This is a genomic window from Nocardiopsis yanglingensis (genome assembly GCF_045809185.1).
In the GTDB taxonomy this organism is placed as follows: Bacteria; Pseudomonadota; Gammaproteobacteria; order Xanthomonadales; family Xanthomonadaceae; genus Stenotrophomonas; species Stenotrophomonas yanglingensis.
The window spans coordinates 157,798-177,936 of record NZ_JBJNRH010000009.1 but is presented as its reverse complement, the minus strand read 5'-3'; the positions used below and the strand labels follow the sequence as shown (position 1 = coordinate 177,936).

Here is a 20,139-nt window from a genome sequence, read left to right as displayed (position 1 = left end):
GGCGGCGCGGGCGGCGGGGGGGGGGGCGCGGCCGCGGGGGGGGGGGGGGGGGGGCCCCGCCCCCCCCCCGCCACTACCCTTTCAATGCCGCACCCACCACAGCAGGCTCAGGCCGGCCAGCAGCACCAGCCCGCCGAAGCTGCGCAGGGCCGGGCTGGGCAGGTCCAACAGGCGCTCGACCATGCGCTTCCAGGCAAACGGCGCGACGAACAGGAACAGGCCTTCCAGCACCGCCACCAGGCAGACGGCGGCGAACAGATCTTTCATGGGGGACTCCGGAAAAAGCACGGGGCCCGGCATCTGGCCGGGCCCCGTGGGGTACTGCCCTGCGACCTCAGCGGTCGTTCTTCAGGTACTGCAGGAACGGGTCGTTCTTGTCGAGCACGATCACGCCGTTGCCGTCACTCATGGAGCCACGGTAGGCCTCCAGGCTGCGGTAGAATGCATAGAACGACGGATCGGCCGAGCCGGCCTTGCCGTAGATGCGGGCCGCATCGGCATCGCCTTCACCACGCAGGCGCTGGGCATCACGCTCGGCTTCGGCGATCAGCACGGTGCTGTCACGGTCGGCCTGGGCGCGGATGGTCAGCGACTGCTCCTCGCCTTCGGCGCGCAGCTTGGCGGCTTCCTGCTTGCGCTGGGCGCGCATGCGTTCATACACGTCGTTGATCACCTGGCTGTCGGTCGGCAGGTCCACCTGCTTGATGCGCAGGTCGATCATCTGCATGCCGAGGCCGGCCACCGCTTCGTTGATTCCCTTCAGCTGCTCGGCGATCAGCTCGCTGCGGTCGCCGGAGACCAGCTGCTGCAGGGTGCGCGAGTTGATCTGGTTGCGCAGCGAGTCGGTGATGATCGGTGCCAGGCGGGCATTGGCGATGCGCGGATCGCCGCCAGTGGCACGGAAGTAGTCACCCACGTTGGAGATGTAGCCGATGGCGAAGAAGTCGACGCTGACGTCCTTCTGCTCGGCGGTGAAGTAGCGCGCCGGTGCGGTGTCGAGCACCTGGAAGCGGCGGTCGAAGACCTTCACCGTTTCCACCACCGGCACCTTGAAGTGCAGGCCCGGCTTGATGTCCGAACGCACCACCTTGCCCAGGTTCAGCACCATGGCGGTCTGGTCCTCACGGACCACGTACACCGAGCCAAGCAGGCCCAGCACCACCGCCACGATCACGGCGATCCAGATAGGACTCTTCATCGGCTGCCCTCCTCACGGCCGCTCGGTCGCCCGGTCGGGCGGCCCACCGGCCGGCCCGGATCACGGGACTGTTCCACCGTTGCGCCCGGCAACGACGGCATCACCACCTCCGGGTTGGTCACCCCCGGCGGAGCCGAGGTGGTGGGACGGGTATCGCCGGTCATCGGCACGTAGATCAGCTGGCGGCCATCGCCACCGATCACTTTGCGGTTCTCGCTCAGCACCTGCTGCACGGTCTCCAGCCACAGGCGCTTGCGGGTCACTTCCGGGGCGTCCTTGTACTGGGCCTGCAACAGGCTGAAGCGCTGCGCGTCACCCTCGGCCTTGGACACCACGGCCTGCTTGTAGCCTTCGGCGGTGGTACGGGCGCGCGAGGCCTGGCCTCGGGCTTCCGGCACGACCTTGGCGGCGTAGGCCTGGGCTTCGTTGATCAGGCGTTCCTTGACCTGCTGGGCACCGTTGACCTCGTCGAAGGCCGGCTTCACCTCTTCCGGCGGACGGGCGTCCTGCAGGGTCAGGCCGGTCACGGTCAGGCCGGTCTTGAACGCCTTCAGCAGCGCCTGCAGGCGCTCTTCGGCAGCCACGGCCAGCGGGCCACGGTTGTTCAGTACCGCGTTGAGGTCGGCGCGGCCGACTTCCTCGCGCACCGCGCTCTGCGCCGACTGTTCCAGCACCTGGTTGGCATCGACCGTGCCGAACAGGTACTGCTGCGGGTCGTCGATGCGGTACTGGACGTTCAGAGAGACGTTGACGATGTTCTCGTCGCGGGTCAGCACCGGCACCTGGATCGAGAAGGTCTTGATCTCGGTGGCGTTGACCTTGGTGACCGATTCAATCGGCCACGGCAGCTTGAAGTTCGGGCCGGGCTGCAGGATGCGCGAGAACTGGCCGAAGCGCAGCACCACGCCACGCTGCTGTTCGCCGATCAGCTGGAAGCTGGAGAACAGCACCAGCAACACCACGGCTGCCACCACCCAACGCACGATGCCACCGTCGAACAGGTCCTTCAGCGGCCCGGGCAGTCCGCCCCAGCCACCACCATTGCCACCGCCGCGCGACCCGAAGGGCCCGCGTCGATTGTCCTCGGGGCCTTGTCCGCCCTTGTTGCCGCCGGGTGTATTCCAGGCCATGCACGCTCCATCAAGATTTGGGCTGCGGCGCGGGCCCTTCCCGCACCACCAGCCGTGAAACCATCACCGATCATACAAGATGGGGCGGATCGGCAGGATCGAAAGGGGGGCGACGGGGTAAGGTGGCGTTTTCCTCGAAGTCAGGCAACGCCGATGGCCCCCACCACCCCGTTCACCGCCTTCCGCATCGAAAACGACGACGCTGGCTACCGCAGTGGCCTGGCCCAGCTCAAGATCGAAGACCTCAACCCCGGCCAGGTGCTGATCCGCGCCCACTGGTCCTCGGTCAACTACAAGGATGCCCTGGCCGGCACCGGCAAAGGCAAGATCCTGCGCCGTTTCCCGCTGGTAGGTGGTATCGACGTAGCCGGCACCGTGGTCGCCAGCACCGACCCGGACTGGCGTGAAGGCGACGCCGTGCTGGCCACCGGCTGCGGCCTGAGCGAGACCCGTGACGGCGGCTACAGCCAGTACGTGCGGCTGGAATCGCGCGCGGTGATCGCCCAGCCGGCCGGGCTGACCCCGCGCGAGGCGATGGTGCTGGGCACCGCCGGCTTCACGGCGGCGCTGGCCCTGCTGCGCATGCAGGACAACCGGCAGACCCCGGATCTCGGCCCGCTGGCGGTGACCGGCGCCAGCGGAGGCGTTGGCGCGCTGGCGCTGTCGATCTTCAGCCGGGCCGGTTATACCGTGCACGCGATCAGCGGCAAGCCGGACCAGGCCGATTTCCTGCGCAGCATCGGCGCCACCGAGGTACTGCCGCGCGAGGCGCTCTCCGACACCGGCCCGCTGCAGTCAGCCCGCTTCGGCGGTGGCCTCGACAATGCCGGAGGCGACATGCTGGCCAGCCTGCTGGCGCAGACCGTGCCCTACGGCAGCGTGGTCAGTGCCGGCCTGGCCGCCAGCCCGTCGCTGGACATGACGGTGATGCCGTTCATCCTGCGCGGCGTTTCGCTGCTGGGCGTGTCTTCGGCCAATGCACCGCGCGGGCTGCGCGAAGAAGTGTGGTCGCGACTGGGCAGCGACTGGAAGCCGCAGAAACTGGACCGCATCTGCACCGCCGAAGTCGGTCTCGATGGTCTTCCCGCCGTGTTCGAGCGGATGCTGGCTGGTGGATCGCTGGGCCGCACCGTGGTGCGGATCGACTGAACGTCGCAGGCAGGCGACGGACGGCAGACGCGGCCCTCCCGCCAGTAATGTGCCCGCACTACACTGCGGGCATTACATGGGGAACAACATGGCACGCATTCTGATCGTCGACGACTCACCGTCGCAGCTGTTGGGGATACAGCGCATCGTCGAGAAGCTCGGGCACCAGATCCTGACCGCCACCGATGGCGCCGCCGGGGTTGAAACCGCCAAGGCCGAGCTGCCCGACCTGGTCCTGATGGACGTGGTGATGCCCAACCTCAATGGCTTCCAGGCCACCCGCACGCTTGCGCGCGACGAGGCGACCCGGCACATCCCGGTGATCCTGGTGACCACCAAGGACCAGGACACCGACCGCATGTGGGGCATGCGCCAGGGCGCCAAGGCCTACATCACCAAGCCGTTCTCGGAAGACGAACTGTCCGAGGTGCTGGAACGGGTGTTCGCCGGGCAGGGCTGAGATGCGCGCGGTAGTGCCGGGCGCGGGCCCGCCCCCCCCCCCCCCCCGCCCACGGGGTGAAAATTACGAGCCCCGGCCCCCCCGAAACCCCACCGGCCGCTGGCCGGCAACCACGCATCACCGTCCCGGGTCATGAAATTGCCGGCCAGCGGCCGGCACTACCGCAAGGCGTGCTCAGATTGACTCGCCAAATGCCTTGGCCAGGTTGCGGTAGGCCTTCTTCTGGGCCTCGTCGGTCGCGGCCGGGGCCACGATCTCGATCTCGACGATCTGGTCGCCATCCGGGTTGCCCGGCAGGCCACGGCCGCGCAGGCGCAGCTTGCGGCCGGCATCGGAATCGGCCGGAATCTTCAGCTCCACCGCACCACCCAGGGTCGGCACGCTGATGCTGGTGCCCAGCGCGGCCTGCCACGGCGTGACCGGCAGCGTATAGAGGATGTTGCGGCCATCAACCTCGAACTGCGGGTGGGCGGCGTATTCCACTTCCAGCAGGAGGTTGCCGCCATGGTTGCCCTGCCCCGCCAGGCGGATCACCTGCCCCGGACGGATGCCCTTGGGCACGCGCACATCCAGTTGCTTGCCGTTGACGGTGATGCGCAGGCTGTCGCCGCTGTAGGCCGCTTCCAGCGGTACCGACAGCTTGGCGCGGGTGTCGCGGTTGGGTGCATGACCCTGGCTGCTGAACCCCGGGCCCGGACCAGCGCCGCCACCGCCACGCTGGCGCGCGAACAGGCTCTCGAAGAAGTCGCTGAAGCCGCCATTGGGGCCACCGCCGCCGAACACTTCCTCGAAGTTGAAGCCACCGGCACCGCCGTAGTTCGGCGGTACGTTGAACTCCTCGCCCGGGCGATAGCCCTGTGCGCGCAGCTGGTCGTAGGCCGCGCGCTTTTCCGGGTCACGCAGCGCCTCGTAGGCCTCGTTGACCGCCTTGAACTTGTCCTCGGCCCCGGCCTCCTTGCTGACGTCCGGGTGGTACTTGCGTGCCAGCCGGCGGTAGGCGGTCTTGATCTCCGCCTCGCCCGCGCTCGGTTCCACCCCCAGGGTGGCGTAGTAATCCTTGAATTCCATCCAGCTACCTCGATCTGCTTCGGCCGCGCCGGTGGCGCCGCCCCGGGTTCATTCTACGCGCCGGCGATGCTACGCCGCGCCTCGTGCGGACCCGGTGAGGCCGACTGATCCTGCGCAATGCGGCTGCCATGCCGATGCCCCAGGCTGTGGCTGGAAGCCCCCGCCGCAAAGCCTGAAGATGGGGCCTGCACACGGGTTTTCCAATGTCTTGACGCCCCTGTCCCATCCGGCCCACTAGCCTGCCCCAGCAAGGAGTTCCCCATGACCATCCATGTCGGCGACCGCATTCCGGAAGTGACCCTCAAGCGCATCCGCGAGGGCATCGAAACACTCGATACGCATTCGCTGTTCGATGCGCGCAAGGTGGTGCTGTTCGCCGTGCCCGGCGCATTCACCCCGACCTGCTCGGCGCGCCACCTGCCCGGCTACGTCGAGAAGTTCCAGGCGTTCCGCCAGCGCGGCATCGACGTCTACTGCATGGCCGTCAACGACCCGTTCGTGATGAAGGCCTGGGCCGCCGACCAGAGCGTGCCCGACGGCCTGCTGATGCTGTCCGACGGCAATGCCGAACTGACCCGCGCGCTCGGACTGGAGCTCGACGCCAGCGCCTCGGGCATGGGCATCCGCTCGCGCCGCTTCGCGCTGTACGTGGTCGATGGCGTGGTGCGTGCGGCCTGGATCGAGCAGCCGGGCCAGTTCGAGGTGTCTTCGGCCGAGTACGTGCTGGAGCACCTGCCTACCTGATTCCCCACCGCAAGAGGAAACGGCCAGCCATGTCCAGCAAGCCAGCCAAAGCCGCAAAGCCCGCCGCCAAGGTTCCCGGCATCAGTGACCGCAAGACCCTGCGCGAACGCGCCCGGCGCAACATCGAAGACGGGGCTATCACCGACAGCTACAGCGCCGACCGCAAGGTGGTGATCAAGCTGCTCAACGACGCACTGGCCACCGAGTACGTGTGCGTGCTGCGCTACTACCGGCACTATTTCATGGCCAAGGGCATGCTGGCCGACGCGGTCAAGGCCGAATTCCTTGAGCATGCACAGCAGGAACAGGCGCATGCCGGCAAGCTGGCCGAGCGTATCGTGCAGCTCGGCGGTGAGCCGGATCTCAACCCCGACACGCTGACCGCACGCTCGCATGCCGAATACAAGGAAGGCAGCGATCTGCGCGACATGGTCCGCGAGAACCTGGTGGCCGAACGGATTGCCATCGACAGCTACCGCGAAATGATCAACTTCATCGGCGACCGCGATACCACCACCAAGCGCATCCTCGAAGAGATCCTGGCGCAGGAAGAGGAACACGCCGACGAGTTTGCCGACCTGCTGGATGGGTGGATCGGGGAATGATCTGGTAGATGCCCACCTTGGTGGGCGCCTTTGCCGCGTGCCAACCAAGGTTGGCACCTACCAGAGCATGGCGGTGTCGTTGACGCTGGACCGCGCGCCGACCAAGGCCGGCACCTACCGCAGGACGTTGAACCGCACCTGCGTCCATGCCCCATCTGCCGCCAGCGCGGTCAGGGTGTGTGCGCCAGGATCGGCGAACTCGCGCTGCATCAACTGCGCGCCATGGGTCTGCGCGATCCAGCGTCCATCCAGCAACCAGTCCACTGCCTGCTCACTGCCCAGCGCGCGCAGCTGCAGGCGCACGCCATGTTCCGAATTCGGCGCACGGGCCAGCGTGGCGCCATCATTGAGGCCGTCCACATGCAGCGCGACACTGGCTTCGCGCCCATCGTCGCGGCAGTCCGGCGACAGCGCCGGCAGCTGCGAAGCCTCGCGCGTGGCCTTGGGCAGCCACGGGGACAACAACGCCGGCCAGCGCGCGATCTCGCGCGCGACTTCCTCATGCGGCAAATGGCAATCAGCGGATACACGCAGACCGGTCCGCGCGTCGGCCAGGTAACGCTGCCGCCCCGGCTGCCAGCGCCGCGCCTCGCGCTCGGGGAAGGTCGGCGGCGCCGCGCCGTCCAGCAGATAGGCCGACATCCGACGTTGGCACAGCGCCGCCGGCAGGCCCTCGGCGCGTTCGCCGGTGGGCCAGCAGATGTCTTCCTGGCTGACACTGGCCGGCATCGGTGCGGCAGCCGAATCGCCACGCTGGCGCGGCAGGCTGTCCACCACTTCGAACATCAGCGGCAGTGCGGTGACTGCACCATACTGGCCGGGCAACGGCGTGCCATCTGGCCGCCCCACCCATACGCCCACGGTGTAGTGGCGGGTACTGCCGATCGCCCACGCATCGCGATACCCGTAACTGGTGCCGGTCTTCCACGCCACACGCGGGCGGCCACCGACATCGAACGTACCAACGCTGTAGCCCGGGCGCGGATTCGATTCCAGCATCTCGCGCACGATCCAGCTTGCGCCAGGCGAAGCGAGGCGCCGCTCGATCATCGGCTCGTCGTCGGTGTAGCGCACACGGCCGGCGATGCCGTTGCGGTTGAGCGCGGCGAACGCGCCGACCAGGTCTTCCAGCCGCGCCCCGGTGCCGCCCAGGATCAGTGACAGGTTGGGCGTGCTGCCCGGCGGGAAGCGCAGCTGGATGCCGGAGTGCGACAGGCGCGCGGCGAAGCGCGCGGCCCCGACCCGCTGCAGCAGATCCACCGAGGGCACGTTGAGCGACAGGCGCAACGCACTGGAAGCGCCGATCGGTCCGTTGAAGGCCATGTCGAAGTTGCCGGGGCGGTAACTGCCGAAACTCTGTGGCGCATCCACCAGCAGGCTTTCCGAATGAATCAGGCCGTCATCCAGTGCCATCGCATACAGGAACGGCTTCAGCGTGGAGCCCGGCGAACGCCAGGCCTGCACCATGTCCACGTGGCCAAGCCGCTGGCGGTCACCGAACGCCAGCGTGCCGACATAGGCACGCGCCTGCAGGGTCTGGTTGTCGACCACCAGCAGAGCCGCCGAGGTGCGCTCGGGCAGCGTCGAGAAATAGCTGGCCACGCGTTCTTCCAGCGTGCGCTGCAGTCCGATGTCGATGCTGCTCTGGATGCGTGCCTGGCCCGGCTGCGCCGAGTGCAGCCGCTGCGCCAGCAATGCGGCATGCAGTGGCGGCCGCAGCGAGCGCGCCACCACATTCTCGATGCGCGCGTCTTCCACTTCTTCCGGTGTCCACGCACCCAGTTCGGCCATGCGTGACAGCACCTTGTCGCGCGCCTTCTGCGCCGCTTCCGGATGGCGGTCCGGGCGCAGCCGGCTCGGCGCTTGCGGCAGCACCGCCAGCAACGCGGCCTCGGCATGCGACAGCTGCGCCGCTGGTTTGCCCAGGTAGGCCCAGCTGGCCGCTTCCACGCCCTCGATGGTGCCGCCGTAAGGCGCACGCTCCAGATACAGGGCCAGAATCTGCTGCTTGCTCAGATGCACTTCCAGCTGCACCGCGCGCAGCATCTGCTTGAGCTTTCCCCAGGGCGTGCGCGTATGCGGGTCGAGGATGCGGGCGACCTGCATGGTCAGGGTCGAGCCACCGGACACGATGCGACCGCCGCGCAGCAGCTGGCCGCTGGCACGCAGGATCGCCAGCGGGTTGATGCCCGGATGGCGCCAGAACCAGCGGTCTTCGTAGGTCAGCAGCGCCTGCAGGTACAGCGGCGAGACGCTGTCGATCGATGCCGGATAACGCCACACGCCCTCGGCGTCGGCGAACGCACGCAGCGGTGTGCCATCGGCAGCCACCACCAGGGTGCTGGTATCACGCTGCTTCGGCAGCGGCGGCGGGAAGGCGAAATCCAGCACCAGCAGCAGTGCCAACAGACCCGCCGTACCCCAGCGCAGCCACGGCCACAGCGGCCGCAGCCGGCGGCGCAGGGCCGCCAGCCGGGTCTTCATCGTGCGTTTCATCGCAGGTTGCCAGTGGGACGGGCCGCGCCGTCGCGGCCCGTCCGCGCGGTCACGGCTGTACCACCGTGATCGTGGTCGGGTTGCTGCGGCCGACGCCGCGCAGCTGCGGCCGGTACATGTCCTCCACCAGCGGCGGCGGCACCGAGTAGGTACCCGGGGTCACCGCACGCACCAGATAGAACACGTTGGCCTTGCTGCCACGCGAGAGCTTCAGCGCGGCCACATAACGGTCGTCGCGGAACTCCTCGTGCTTGGTGTCGGCGGCTTCACCGCGGTCGCTGATGGTGATGCCATCGACCACCACGTCGGCCCACTGCTTGGCATCGCCCAGGTTGAAGTTCTCGATCTCCAGGCCCGCCGGCAGCAGGTCGGTCAGCAGTGCGTCCGGCATCGTGGTGTCGGCGGTGACGGTGACGCGCACGATCAGTGCTTCGCCCTCCTTCAGCGGGCGCGGCGACCACGGCTTGCCATCGGTGCCGTAGTAGCTGCGCTCGACGCCCAGCACGCTGTTATCCGGTGCCGGCGCGCTGCGCGGGATACCGGCCACGTCGATGCTGGCGAACATCGGCGGCTGCCCCTGCGGAGTGAAGCGCACACCGCTGGCCAGCTCGCTGGCGCTGAAGTTGCGGCCGAACAGCTTGCGCTCGCCGATGGCTTCGGTGTTGCCGCCGATCACCAGCTCACCGGCCACCAGCGCCTTCTGATTGGCGGCGAGCGCCTTGCCGAGGCGGGCAATCGCCACCTGTTCCTGCGTGCTCAGCCACATCCAGCCCGCATTACGGCGCGCATCCAGGCCACGGCCCAGATCAACCGCACGTGCATCCCAGGCCGGCTTGGCCAGCTTGTTTTCGTGGGTCAGCGCGATCATCAGCGCGTCATCACGGATGGCGCTGCCGTAGTCACCGAAGTACGACGGGCGTTCGCTGCTGGACTTGGCGAAGGCCGCAGCCAGCGCCGCCTGGCCGCGCTTGGCGTCGCCCTGCAGCGACAGCGCCACGCCCAGATGGACCAGCGACAGGCCGCCGACCGCCTTGCTGCGCTCGTTGTCGTACAGCGTGCGCAGCGTACCCAGCGGCGCACGGTTGACCCGGGCCAGTACGTACCCCGAATACGCCTGATTGGCGAACTTCAGCTTCTCGCGGTCGTCCTGGCCGTAGAACTGGTTGCCGCCGGACAGCAGATCTTCGCTGAGCCGGTTCAGTGCCTTCTGCAGCACGTTGTCGGGCACCGCGAAGCCGGCGTCCTTGGCATCGAGCAGGAACTCGGTGATGTAAGGCGTCAGCCACGGGTTCACGTAGCCGTCGTCACCCCACATCGAGAAGTTGCCGTTGGCCACCTGCATCGACGCCAGGCGGCCGAACGCACCTTCCATGCGCTCGCGGCGGGTCTTGGCATCCAGGCCGTCGGCACCGAGCATCGATGATGTCGCCTGGTCCAGGATCAGCGCGGCATAGCCCTTGCTGGTGGTCTGCTCGGCACACCCGTAGGGGTAGTTCAACGCACCCTGCAGCGCACTGGCGAACGGAATCGGCGGCAACGGGCTGACCAGCAGGCGGGCATTCACCGACTCGGCCATCAGGCCATCGGTCAGGCTGTTGTCGAGGCTGACCGCGGCCAGCGGATCGAGCGTGCGCACCTGCGAACGCAGCACCTGCGGCCACGCCGCACGCACCGGCAGGTCGTAGCGGCGATCGGCCTTGAATCCATTGCCATCCACCCGCACCCGCACCTTGGCCACGCTGTGGCCTTCGCGTGCCGACAAGGGGAAGCTCAGCGTGGTCTTGGCATCGGCATTCAACTGCACGCTGCGGCTGCCCTCGCCCAGGTTCAACGGGCCTTCGGTTTCCACCTTCACGTTGAACTGCCCGGGCTTGCCGGTGAAGTTCTGCACGTCCAGGGTCACCGTGCTGCGGTCGCCCGGGGCCAGCACGCGCGGCATGCTGGCTTCGGCCAGGATCGGCGCGCGCACGATGGTTTCCACATCGCGCTTGCCGTACTGGTCATCGCTGTAGACCAGCGCCGACACCCGAAGGGTACCGTTGAAGTCCGGCACCTTCAGGCGGATGCGGGCGATGCCCTTGGCATCGAGCTGCACCGGGCCGGAGAACAGGTCCACGGTCTGCACGCGCGCGGTCGGGCGCTTGGCCTGCGGCAACGCCTGCAGCGCCATGTCGCCACCGAACTTCAGCTTGCCGGCACCGCCGTCAAAGCTCTCGATCACCCGGCTGTAGATGTCGTAGGCATCGATGCCGAGGCGACGCTGGGCGAAGAAGTGCGCACCGGCATCGGGCACCGGGAAGCGGGTGATGTTGAGGATGCCCACGTCCACCGCCGAAACGGTGACGTGCGCCATCTTGCCGGCCAGCTGCGGTGCGCTGACCGTCACCGGCAGGTCCTGCTCGGGGCGCATCTGCTTGGGCGCGGCCAGGCCGACCGCCACGGTGCGGCCCTTGCGGTCCATCGGCACGTGCACCACGCCCACCGCACGGGCCGGGGTGATCTTGCTAGGCGCACTGCCGCCACGGAACACCAGTGCGGTGATGTAGACGTCGTGGCGCTCCCAGTCGGCGGTGACCGGAATCTTGAAGGTCGAACCCGGCTTGGCCTCGATGTCCTGCACGTACAGCATGCGGTCGGTTTCGACCATCAGGATGCCCTTGCCGGCATGCGGCGGGGTCACCGTCACCTCAAGCGTGTCGCCGGCCTTGTAGCCGGTCTTGTCCAGGCCCAGCTTGACCTTGTCCGGCCGTGCATCCAGGCCACGGTTGTCATCGCCCCAGCTCCAGCCGGCGCGGAACGGATAACGGCTGGTCAGACCGGTGGACGGATCGAACACGTCCACCCGGTACTCGCCCCACTCCACCGGGAAATCGAAGGCGACCGCACTGCTGCCGGCATCGACGGTGCGGGTTTCCTTGTTCTCGAAGCGGCGGGTGTAGTCGTAGTCCCAGCGGTTGTCGTTGAAGGTCCAGTGGTAGTCGCGCAGCTCGCGCACCAGGGTGATCTTCAGGCCCTTGGCCGGCTGCGGCGTGCCGGCGGCGTCCACACGCATCAGTTCGAAGCGCGCATTGCCGTTGGAGTCGGCGCCGTCGTCGGGGTTGAACAGCGGGCGCACGCCGACCAGCGCATTGGCCGGCCACATCACCCGCTTCAGGGTACGGGTGACCGTGCGGCCACCGGTTTCATACAGGCTGCCGGACAGCACCACGGCGATCGGTGCCTTGGCCTTGGCCGCCTCTTCCGGCAACGCAACGTCCTCACGCAGCTGGCCGTTGCCCGGCAGCGTGGTGTCGATCACGTCCTTGGCTTCGCGCGGCAGCTGCAGGGTCGGGTCACCGAAGAAGTAGCCCGGCAGGCCCTCGACCGGCTGCTGTTCGGCGGCCACCGCCATGCGCGCAGTGAAACGGTTGCCGTCGGCCGGCGCACCGTACAGGTAGGCACCATTGGCCTGCAGGCGCAGGTCCTCGCCCGGCTTCAGCGTCTTCTGCGCGCTGTCCAGGTCCAGCTTCATGCGCTCGGGCAGGAACTCCTCGATGCGCAGGGTCATGCCCTGGATCGCTTCCTTGCTGGCCGGATCGGTGCGGAACTCGACCTGCCAGCGCCCGGTCGGCGCCTCGGCGGGGATCACCTGCTCGAAGTTGATGTAGCCCTGCTCGCCCGGCTGCAGGCGGGTCTCGCGGAAGGTCTTGCCGTCGGGCTGCTTCAGGCGCAGGAACACCGGCTGTGCCTTGACTGGCTTGCCGTCGTTGTCGCGCAGCAGCGCAGACAGGCGCACGGTCTCGCCCGGGCGGTACAGGTCACGGCCGGACCAGGCGTAAACGTCGAACCAGGCATTGTCACGACCGGCCACGGCAAATTCGCTCAGGTCCAGCGCCGGCTGGTTGAACGGCAGGAAGCTGGTGTCCTTGCCCGTGCTGGCAACCAGCACGTGGGTGGCATCCAGGGTGTAGTTCAGCAGCGCATTGCCATTGCCGTCGGTGCTGCCCTTCAGCACCACCTCACCCTTGGCGTCGAGCACGCGCAGATCGATGCTCTTCAGCGGCGCACCGTCCTTGAGGCCGGCGGTGTGCACGAACAGCTTGTCCTTGTAGGCGCGGGTATGCAGGCCGATGTCGCTGACCGAGAAGAACGCGGTATCGAACTCGCCTTCGTAGTCGCCGGTGCGCTTGAGCAGGGCGAAGTACAGGCCCGGCTCCTGCAGCTCCTTGATGTCCTGGGTCGGCAGGTAGGTCAGCACCCGCTCGTTCTTCTTGCCGCCAAGAATGAAGCGGTTGACGTAGACCGGCTCGGCCAGCTTGTTGATCGGGCTGCGCTCGTAGTCGCTGCTCAACTCCCAGCTGCCGCGGCGGCCACCGCGCTGGTACTGGCTGAAGAAGGTCGGCAGGTCCTTCTCGCGCACGCGCAGGAACTCGACGTCGACCTCGGGCACGTTCACCGACACCACCGGCAGGCCGCGGCTGTCCTTGGCCGGCAGCACGCTGCCCTGCGAGGCGAAGCCCACCACCGGCTTCAGCTCGCCGCTGAACACCTTCTGCTTCAGTTCCTTGCCCAGGCGGCTGCCGTCGGCGGCCAGCAGGTCCGGCGAGACCACCAGGCTGAACTCCTTGCCGGCCTCGACGAACGGGTAACGCAGGGTCAGGCCGTCATCGGACAGCGTCCAGCTGCTGTCGTCGGTGCCGACCTTCTCTTCGAAGCGCACCAGCTTGTCGAAATCCTGGGTGCCGACCAGTGGGCGCGAGAACTCCAGCGCCAGCGACAGGCCGTCATTCTTCTGGTCCGGGTAGGCACGCAGCAGGGTGAACTCCTTCACCTGCTCGGCCTTGGTGGTGATGGCTTCACCACTGGCCTTGGGCAGCTGCCCGCTGTCGTTGCGGCAGCCGGCCAGGCCCAGCAACAGGCCTCCTGCCAGTATCGCCGCCGCCCATCCCCACCGCTTCCGCCGTGCCGGACCGCTCATGTCGTCACTCCTTGATCGAGGCGGCCATTATAGGCAGGCCGCGTCAAGGTGTTGACGCGAATTCGGCAGGAATGCATCGGAACGGTAGCGCCGGACCAGGCCCGGGGGTCCCGGTAGTCGCCAACCTTGGTGGGCGTTGGGCCCGTGCCAACCAAGGTTGGCATCTGCCAGAGCGCCCCTACCCCGGCAGGTACAGGTCCACGTAGTCGGTCACCGGCATCGCCGCCAGCGCCACCGGGTCCAGCGATGCGGCAAGGATGCGCTGCTGCTGGGCGGTCGGGAAGCGGTGGGCCAGGTGCCGCCGGAACTTGTCCATCAGCAGTGGAATGCCTTCCTCGCGGCGTCGAGCGTGGCCGAGCGGGTATTCCACCAACACCTCCGGCAGCTCGGTGCCATCAGCGAAGCGTACGCTCAGGCCGTTGGCGATGCTGCGCTTGTTCGGGTCCAGATAATCGGCGCTGAGTTGCGGGTCTTCATGGCAGGTCATCTTCGCGCGTAGCGCATCGATACGCGGATCGGCGGCTACGTCGTCCTCATAGTCCTCGGCCACCAGCCGCCCATGCAGCAGCGCGATGGCGACCATGTACTGCACGCAGTGGTCGCGGTCGGCCGGGTTGTGCAGCGGCCCCTGCTTGTCGATGATGCGGATGCAGGCTTCCTGGGTGCGGATCGCGATGTGCGCGATGTCCTCGACCCGCCGCCCCATCGCGCGCAGCTGCTGGTGCAGCGCGATCGCTGCCTCCACCGCGGTCTGGCCGTGGAACTCGGCCGGGTAGCTGATCTTGAACAGCACGTTCTCCATCACGTAGCTGCCCAGCGGTCGCCCCAACGTCAGCCTCTGGCCATGCATGGACACCGCCTCGAAGCCCCAGGTCGGCGCGCTCAGCACGCTGGGATAGCCCATCTCGCCGCTGGCCGCCATCAGCGCCAGGCGTACACCACGGCTGGTGGCGTCGCCGGCCGCCCAGCTCTTGCGCGAGCCGGTGTTGGGCGCATGCCGGTAAGTGCGCAGCGCCTGGCCATCGACCCAGGCCAGCGACAGCGCGTTGAGCATGCGTTCGCGATCCAGACCGAGCAACTGCGCGACCACCGCGGTGGTGGCCACCTTGACCAGCACCACGTGGTCCAGCCCGACCCGGTTGAAGGAATTCTGCAGGGCCAGCACGCCCTGGATCTCGTGTGCCTTGATCATCGCCAGCAGCACGTCATGCAGGGTCGGCGGCGGGCGGCGCAGGGCCTGCGCGTTGCGACCCAGCCAATCGCAGACGGCAAGGATGCCGCCCAGGTTGTCCGACGGATGGCCCCATTCGGCCGCCAGCCAGGTGTCGTTGAAATCCAGCCAGCGCACCATCGCGCCCAGGTTGAAGGCCGCCTGCACCGGGTCCAGCACGTAGTGCGTACCCGGCACGCGTGCGCCGTTGACCACGCTGATGCCCGGCACCAGTGGACCGAGCAGCTTGCTGCAGGCCGGGAAGGACAGCGCCTCCAGGCCACAGCCCAGCGTGTCGAGCAGGCAGTGGTGCGCGGTCTGGAACGCCAGCGGTGAGTCGATGCGTGCATCGCGCACGTAGTCGACGATGTCTACCAGCAGCGCATCCCACGCTGCACGCTCGTTGGATGGGGTGTGGTTGTAGGACATCGTCGATCTCCTCTTCAGAAAGGCAGGTCAGGCCGCGCATCCCGGTAGTCGCCAACCTTGGTTGGCGCTGGACATCGCCCGGGCGGCGCCAATGCCATGCCAACCAAGGTTGGCATCTACCGAAGCGTGTGATGCCAGCGCCGACCTGCCGGTTACTCGGCCGGCACCCGCACCTTGCCTTCCATCAGCACGCGGGCGCTGCGGCTCATGATCGCCTTGGTCACCGTCCACTGGCCGTCAACGAGGCCGGCCTGCGCGCCCACGCGCAGCGTGCCGGAAGGATGACCGAAGGTCACTGCCTCGCGTTCACCACCACCGGCCGCCCGATTGACCAGGGTGCCCGGGATCGCTGCTGCGGTGCCGATCGCCACGGCGGCGGTACCCATCATCGCGTGGTGCAGCTTGCCCATCGACAATGCGCGCGCATGCAGGTCGATGGCCGAGGCCGGAATGGCCTTGCCGCTGGATGACACATAGTCCTGCGCCGGTGCAACGAACGCCACCTTAGGCGTGTGCTGGCGGGTCGCCGCGTCTTCCAGGTTCTTGATCAGACCCATGCGCAAGGCGCCGTAGGCGCGGATGGTCTCGAATTTCTGCAGCGCGGCCTTGTCTTCGTTGATCGCCGGCTGCAGCTCGGTGCCGCTGTAGCCCAGATCGGCAGCGTTGAGGAAGATCGTCGGGATGCCAGCGGTGATCATGGTCACCTCGAAGCTGCCCACGCCGGGCACTTCCAGGGTATCGACCAGATTGCCGGTCGGGAACATCGCACCCGCATCGCCGTCATCGGACGGATCGATGAATTCCAGCTGGATCTCGGCCGCCGGGAAGGTCACGCCGTCCAGCTCGAAATCGCCGATCTCCTGCACTTCGCCATCGCGCATCGGCACGTGGGCGATGATGGTCTTGCCGATGTTGGCCTGCCAGATGCGTACGGTGCACAGGCCGTCACGCGGTACCCGGGCCGGATCGATCAGACCGTTGGCGATTGCGAACGGACCCACCGCAGTGCTGAGATTGCCGCAGTTGCCGCTCCAGTCGACGAAGGCTGTGTCGATCGACACCTGGCCATACAGGTAGTCCACATCGTGGTCAGGCACAGAAGAGCTGGAGATGATCACGCACTTGCTGGTGCTGGACGTTGCACCGCCCATGCCGTCAGTCTGCTTGCCATACGGATCGGGCGAACCGATCACGCGCATCAGCAGCGCATCGCGCGTGGCGCCGGGCACCTGCGCGGCCTCGGGCAGGTCCTGCAGGCGGAAGAACACGCCCTTGCTGGTGCCGCCGCGCATGTAGGTGGCGGGAATACGGAGTTGCGGAAGAAAATTCATCGTCGGATCCAAGCGTTTGGATTTCAGGAAATGTCTTGCATCAGTGCGTCAAGGCCACGATCAACGCACCACACTCGCATGACGTCCACGCGGTCCGGCAGATCGAGGTAGTAGACGAGATAGCGTTCAAAGCCCGGAACCTGCATGAAGCGCAAGAGTGCCGGCAACTGTGCGGCGAGGTCGGCATGGCGGACGGAACCTGACGCAGGGAACATCGCAATACGTTGAAGCGTGGCCTCCAGCTCGGCAAGAAAGCGCTGGCCCAGTGCCAGCCCTCCCTGTCGTGCGTACCACAGCGCGGCGTCGGCTGCGTCTGTCTCGGCCCGGGGCCTCCATTCAATCGCCTTCACGCTCCATCCTTTCGGTCAGTTCGCGACGCATCCGCTCGAATGTGGCCGCAGTCACCGGAACGGCAGGCCCCGACGCCAGCCCCTCGGCAATCAGCTGCTTGAGCCGCTCTTCAGCCTTGCTGCGCTGGCGCTGGCGGATCAGGTCACGCACATAGTCCGATGTGCTGGAGTAGCCGCCTTCGCGCACTTCCTCGTCCACGAACTGCTTGAGCGGATCGGTCAGCGAAATGTTCATGGTGGCCATGAAACTCTCCTTTGGCAGTTTTTGCCAAGTCAGTGTGCGCCCTGCCCTGGTGTCGGACAAGCCCGCCCCCGGCCTCCGGGGGCAGGCATTCAATCCGGCATCACGCCACCTTGGCGCCTTCCAGGAAGTCCTGGGCGAAGCGCTGCAGCACGCCGCCGGCTTCGTAGATCGCCACTTCCTCGTCGCTGTCCAGGCGGCAGGTGACCGGCACGATCACGTCCTGGCCGTCGCGGCGGTGGATGACCAGGGTCAGCTCGGCACGCGGGGTGCGCTCGCCGACCACGTCGAAGGTCTCGGTGCCGTCGATGCCCAGGGTCAGGCGGGTGGTGCCCGGCTTGAACTCCAGCGGCAGCACGCCCATGCCGATCAGGTTGGTGCGGTGGATACGCTCAAAGCCTTCGGCCACGATCGCTTCCACGCCGGCCAGGCGCACGCCCTTGGCGGCCCAGTCACGCGAGCTGCCCTGGCCGTAGTCGGCGCCAGCGATGATGATCAGCGGCTGCTTGCGGTCCATGTAGGTCTCGATCGCTTCCCACATGCGCATGACCTTGCCTTCCGGCTCCACGCGCGCCAGCGAGCCCTGCTTCACGCTGCCATCGTCGTTGCGCACCATCTCGTTGAACAGCTTCGGATTGGCGAACGTTGCGCGCTGCGCGGTCAGGTGGTCACCGCGGTGGGTTGCGTAGGAATTGAAGTCCTCTTCGGGCAGGCCCATCTTCGCCAGGTATTCGCCGGCGGCGCTGGACGCCAGGATCGCATTGGACGGCGACAGGTGGTCGGTGGTGATGTTGTCCGGCAGCACCGCCAGCGCGCGCATGCCTGCCAGCGTGCGCTCACCGGCCAGCGCGCCCTCCCAGTACGGCGGGCGGCGGATGTAGGTGCTCTGCGGGCGCCAGTCGTACAGCGGGCTGACCGGAGCACCGTTCTCCACGCGCACGTTGAACATCGGGTTGTAGACCTTGCGGAACTGCTCGGGCTTCACCGAGGCCTTCACTACCGCGTCGATCTCGGCGTCGCTCGGCCAGATGTCCTTCAGGCGCACCTCATTGCCGTCGACATCCACGCCCAGCACGTCCTTCTCGATATCGAAGCGGACGGTGCCGGCGATGGCGTAGGCGATCACCAGTGGCGGCGAGGCCAGGAAGGCCTGCTTGGCGTATGGATGGATGCGGCCATCGAAGTTGCGGTTGCCCGACAGCACAGCCGTGGCGTACAGGTCACGGTCGATGATTTCCTGCTGGATCTTCGGGTCCAGCGCACCGCTCATGCCGTTGCAGGTAGTGCAGGCGAAGGCGACGATGCCGAAGCCGAGCTGCTCCAGGTCCGGCAGCAGGCCGGACTCTTCCAGGTACAGCTGCACGGCCTTCGAACCCGGTGCCAGCGACGACTTCACCCACGGCTTGCGCTGCAGGCCACGTGCGTTGGCGTTGCGCGCCAGCAGTGCGGCGGCAATCACGTTGCGCGGGTTGGAGGTATTGGTGCAGCTGGTGATGGCAGCGATGATCACCGCGCCATCGGGCATCAGGCCCTGCGCCTGCTCGGCCTTGCCGGCCTCCAGCTTGGCTTCGTCGGCGATGCCGCGCTCGGCCAGCTCGGCGGTGGCCACGCGCTTGTGCGGGTTGGACGGGCCAGCCATGTTGCGCACCACGCTGGACAGGTCGAAGCGCAGCACGCGCTCGTACTGCGCTGTGGCCAGGTCATCGGCCCACAGGCCGGTGGTGCGTGCGTAGTTTTCCACCAGCGCTACCTGCGACTCCTCGCGGCCGGTCAGGCGCAGGTAATCGGTGGTCTGTGCGTCGATGTAGAACATCGCGGCGGTGGCACCGTACTCGGGGCACATGTTGGAGATGGTGGCGCGGTCGCCGATGGTCAGTGCCGCGGCACCCTCGCCGAAGAATTCAAGCCAGGCACCGACCACGCGTTCCTTGCGCAGGAACTCGGTCAGGGCCAGCACCACGTCGGTGGCAGTGATGCCCGGCTGCGGGCGGCCACTCAGTTCGACGCCGACGGTATCAGGCAGGCGCATCCACGACGCGCGGCCGAGCATCACGTTCTCCGCTTCCAGGCCGCCAACGCCGATCGCGATCACGCCCAGCGCGTCCACGTGCGGGGTGTGGCTGTCGGTGCCCACGCAGGTATCGGGGAACGCAACACCGTCCTGCACGTAGACCACCGGCGACATCTTCTCCAGGTTGATCTGGTGCATGATGCCGTTGCCTGGCGGAATCACGTCCACGTTCTCGAAGGCCAGCTTGGTCCAGTCGATGAAGTGGAAACGGTCTTCATTGCGACGATCTTCGATCGCGCGGTTCTTCTCGAACGCCTGCGGATCGAAACCACCGCACTCCACCGCCAGCGAGTGATCGACGATCAGCTGCACCGGCACCACCGGATTGACCTTGGCCGGGTCACCGCCCTTGTCGGCGATCGCATCACGCAACCCCGCCAGATCAACCAGCGCGGTCTGGCCGAGGATGTCGTGGCACACAACGCGGGCCGGGAACCACGGGAAATCCAGATCGCGACGGCGCTCGATCAGCTGCTTCAGCGAATCGCTGAGCGTGGCCGGATCGCAGCGGCGCACCAGGTTCTCGGCCAGCACGCGCGAGGTGTACGGCAGGGTGGCGTAGGCGCCGGGCTGGATCGCATCGACAGCGGCACGCGCGTCGAAATAATCCAGCGCGCTGCCGGGGAGGTTCTTGCGGTAATCGGTATTCATGGGCTGGCGGAGTGCTTGAGGCGGGCCGGGTGCCGGCGGTGCGGCGGCG

General features: G+C 67.3%; 15 protein-coding genes. 4 read left to right on the top strand and 11 right to left on the bottom strand.

Annotated features, from left to right (window positions below; all coding sequences use genetic code 11):
* Nucleotides 1-81 precede the first annotated feature (81 nt).
* From ACJ7C5_RS13780 to hflK, 3 genes are all read right to left on the bottom strand, one after another.
* The gene (locus tag ACJ7C5_RS13780; RefSeq protein ID WP_088026794.1) at nucleotides 82-267 is read right to left on the bottom strand and encodes a DUF2065 domain-containing protein; all 186 of its coding nucleotides are present in this window, start codon (nucleotides 265-267) and stop codon (nucleotides 82-84) included.
* Between the two features lie 67 nt (nucleotides 268-334).
* Nucleotides 335-1,198 carry a protease modulator HflC gene (hflC, locus tag ACJ7C5_RS13775; RefSeq protein ID WP_088026795.1) on the bottom strand — a complete coding sequence of 288 codons (864 nt, stop codon included), beginning with the start codon at nucleotides 1,196-1,198 and terminating at the stop codon, nucleotides 335-337.
* A complete protein-coding gene (hflK, locus tag ACJ7C5_RS13770) occupies nucleotides 1,195-2,328 on the bottom strand; it encodes an FtsH protease activity modulator HflK (RefSeq protein ID WP_088026796.1) in 1,134 nt (377 codons plus the stop codon). Before hflK ends, hflC begins: the two co-directional genes overlap by 4 nt.
* Nucleotides 2,329-2,481: 153 nt before the next feature.
* Between hflK and ACJ7C5_RS13765 the strand changes: the two genes are divergently transcribed.
* Together ACJ7C5_RS13765 and pilH are read left to right on the top strand one after the other, a co-directional pair.
* The gene (locus tag ACJ7C5_RS13765; protein WP_412704213.1) at nucleotides 2,482-3,477 is read left to right on the top strand and encodes a YhdH/YhfP family quinone oxidoreductase; all 996 of its coding nucleotides are present in this window, start codon (nucleotides 2,482-2,484) and stop codon (nucleotides 3,475-3,477) included.
* Nucleotides 3,478-3,565: 88 nt separating this feature from the next.
* Nucleotides 3,566-3,937 (top strand): twitching motility response regulator PilH, encoded by a 372-nt coding sequence (gene pilH, locus ACJ7C5_RS13760; RefSeq protein WP_005410644.1) that lies wholly within the window; start codon nucleotides 3,566-3,568, stop codon nucleotides 3,935-3,937.
* A gap of 174 nt (nucleotides 3,938-4,111) precedes the next feature.
* Here the strand turns inward: pilH and ACJ7C5_RS13755 are convergent, their stop codons facing one another.
* Nucleotides 4,112-5,005 (bottom strand): DnaJ C-terminal domain-containing protein, encoded by an 894-nt coding sequence (locus ACJ7C5_RS13755; RefSeq protein WP_088026798.1) that lies wholly within the window; start codon nucleotides 5,003-5,005, stop codon nucleotides 4,112-4,114.
* A 261-nt stretch (nucleotides 5,006-5,266) separates the two neighbouring features.
* On the opposite strand from ACJ7C5_RS13755, the gene ACJ7C5_RS13750 reads away from it, so the two are divergent.
* Entirely contained in the window at nucleotides 5,267-5,749 is a 483-nt protein-coding gene (locus ACJ7C5_RS13750; RefSeq protein ID WP_032127816.1) for a peroxiredoxin, read from the top strand.
* Between the two features lie 29 nt (nucleotides 5,750-5,778).
* A complete protein-coding gene (locus ACJ7C5_RS13745; RefSeq protein WP_049435264.1) occupies nucleotides 5,779-6,354 on the top strand; it encodes a ferritin-like domain-containing protein in 576 nt (191 codons plus the stop codon).
* Nucleotides 6,355-6,468: 114 nt separating this feature from the next.
* On the opposite strand, the gene pbpC is transcribed toward ACJ7C5_RS13745, so the two are convergent.
* The 7 genes from pbpC to acnD all read right to left on the bottom strand — a co-directional run bounded on the left by pbpC (nucleotide 6,469) and on the right by acnD (nucleotide 20,090).
* A complete protein-coding gene (gene pbpC / locus ACJ7C5_RS13740; protein WP_412704212.1) occupies nucleotides 6,469-8,850 on the bottom strand; it encodes a penicillin-binding protein 1C in 2,382 nt (793 codons plus the stop codon).
* A gap of 49 nt (nucleotides 8,851-8,899) precedes the next feature.
* Nucleotides 8,900-13,807, bottom strand: a complete 4,908-nt coding sequence (locus tag ACJ7C5_RS13735) for an alpha-2-macroglobulin family protein (protein WP_412704211.1) — start codon at nucleotides 13,805-13,807, stop codon at nucleotides 8,900-8,902.
* Between the two features lie 178 nt (nucleotides 13,808-13,985).
* Nucleotides 13,986-15,446, bottom strand: a complete 1,461-nt coding sequence (locus ACJ7C5_RS13730) for a bifunctional 2-methylcitrate dehydratase/aconitate hydratase (protein WP_412704210.1) — start codon at nucleotides 15,444-15,446, stop codon at nucleotides 13,986-13,988.
* A gap of 152 nt (nucleotides 15,447-15,598) precedes the next feature.
* A complete protein-coding gene (gene prpF, locus ACJ7C5_RS13725) occupies nucleotides 15,599-16,777 on the bottom strand; it encodes a 2-methylaconitate cis-trans isomerase PrpF (protein ID WP_412704209.1) in 1,179 nt (392 codons plus the stop codon).
* A gap of 23 nt (nucleotides 16,778-16,800) precedes the next feature.
* Nucleotides 16,801-17,127 carry a type II toxin-antitoxin system RelE/ParE family toxin gene (locus ACJ7C5_RS13720; RefSeq protein WP_006384132.1) on the bottom strand — a complete coding sequence of 109 codons (327 nt, stop codon included), beginning with the start codon at nucleotides 17,125-17,127 and terminating at the stop codon, nucleotides 16,801-16,803.
* Nucleotides 17,114-17,371: a type II toxin-antitoxin system ParD family antitoxin gene (locus tag ACJ7C5_RS13715; RefSeq protein WP_097049348.1), complete on the bottom strand. Its 258-nt coding sequence runs from the start codon at nucleotides 17,369-17,371 to the stop codon at nucleotides 17,114-17,116. Before ACJ7C5_RS13715 ends, ACJ7C5_RS13720 begins: the two co-directional genes overlap by 14 nt.
* Nucleotides 17,372-17,471: 100 nt before the next feature.
* Nucleotides 17,472-20,090: a Fe/S-dependent 2-methylisocitrate dehydratase AcnD gene (gene acnD, locus ACJ7C5_RS13710; protein WP_097049347.1), complete on the bottom strand. Its 2,619-nt coding sequence runs from the start codon at nucleotides 20,088-20,090 to the stop codon at nucleotides 17,472-17,474.
* Nucleotides 20,091-20,139 lie beyond the last annotated feature (49 nt).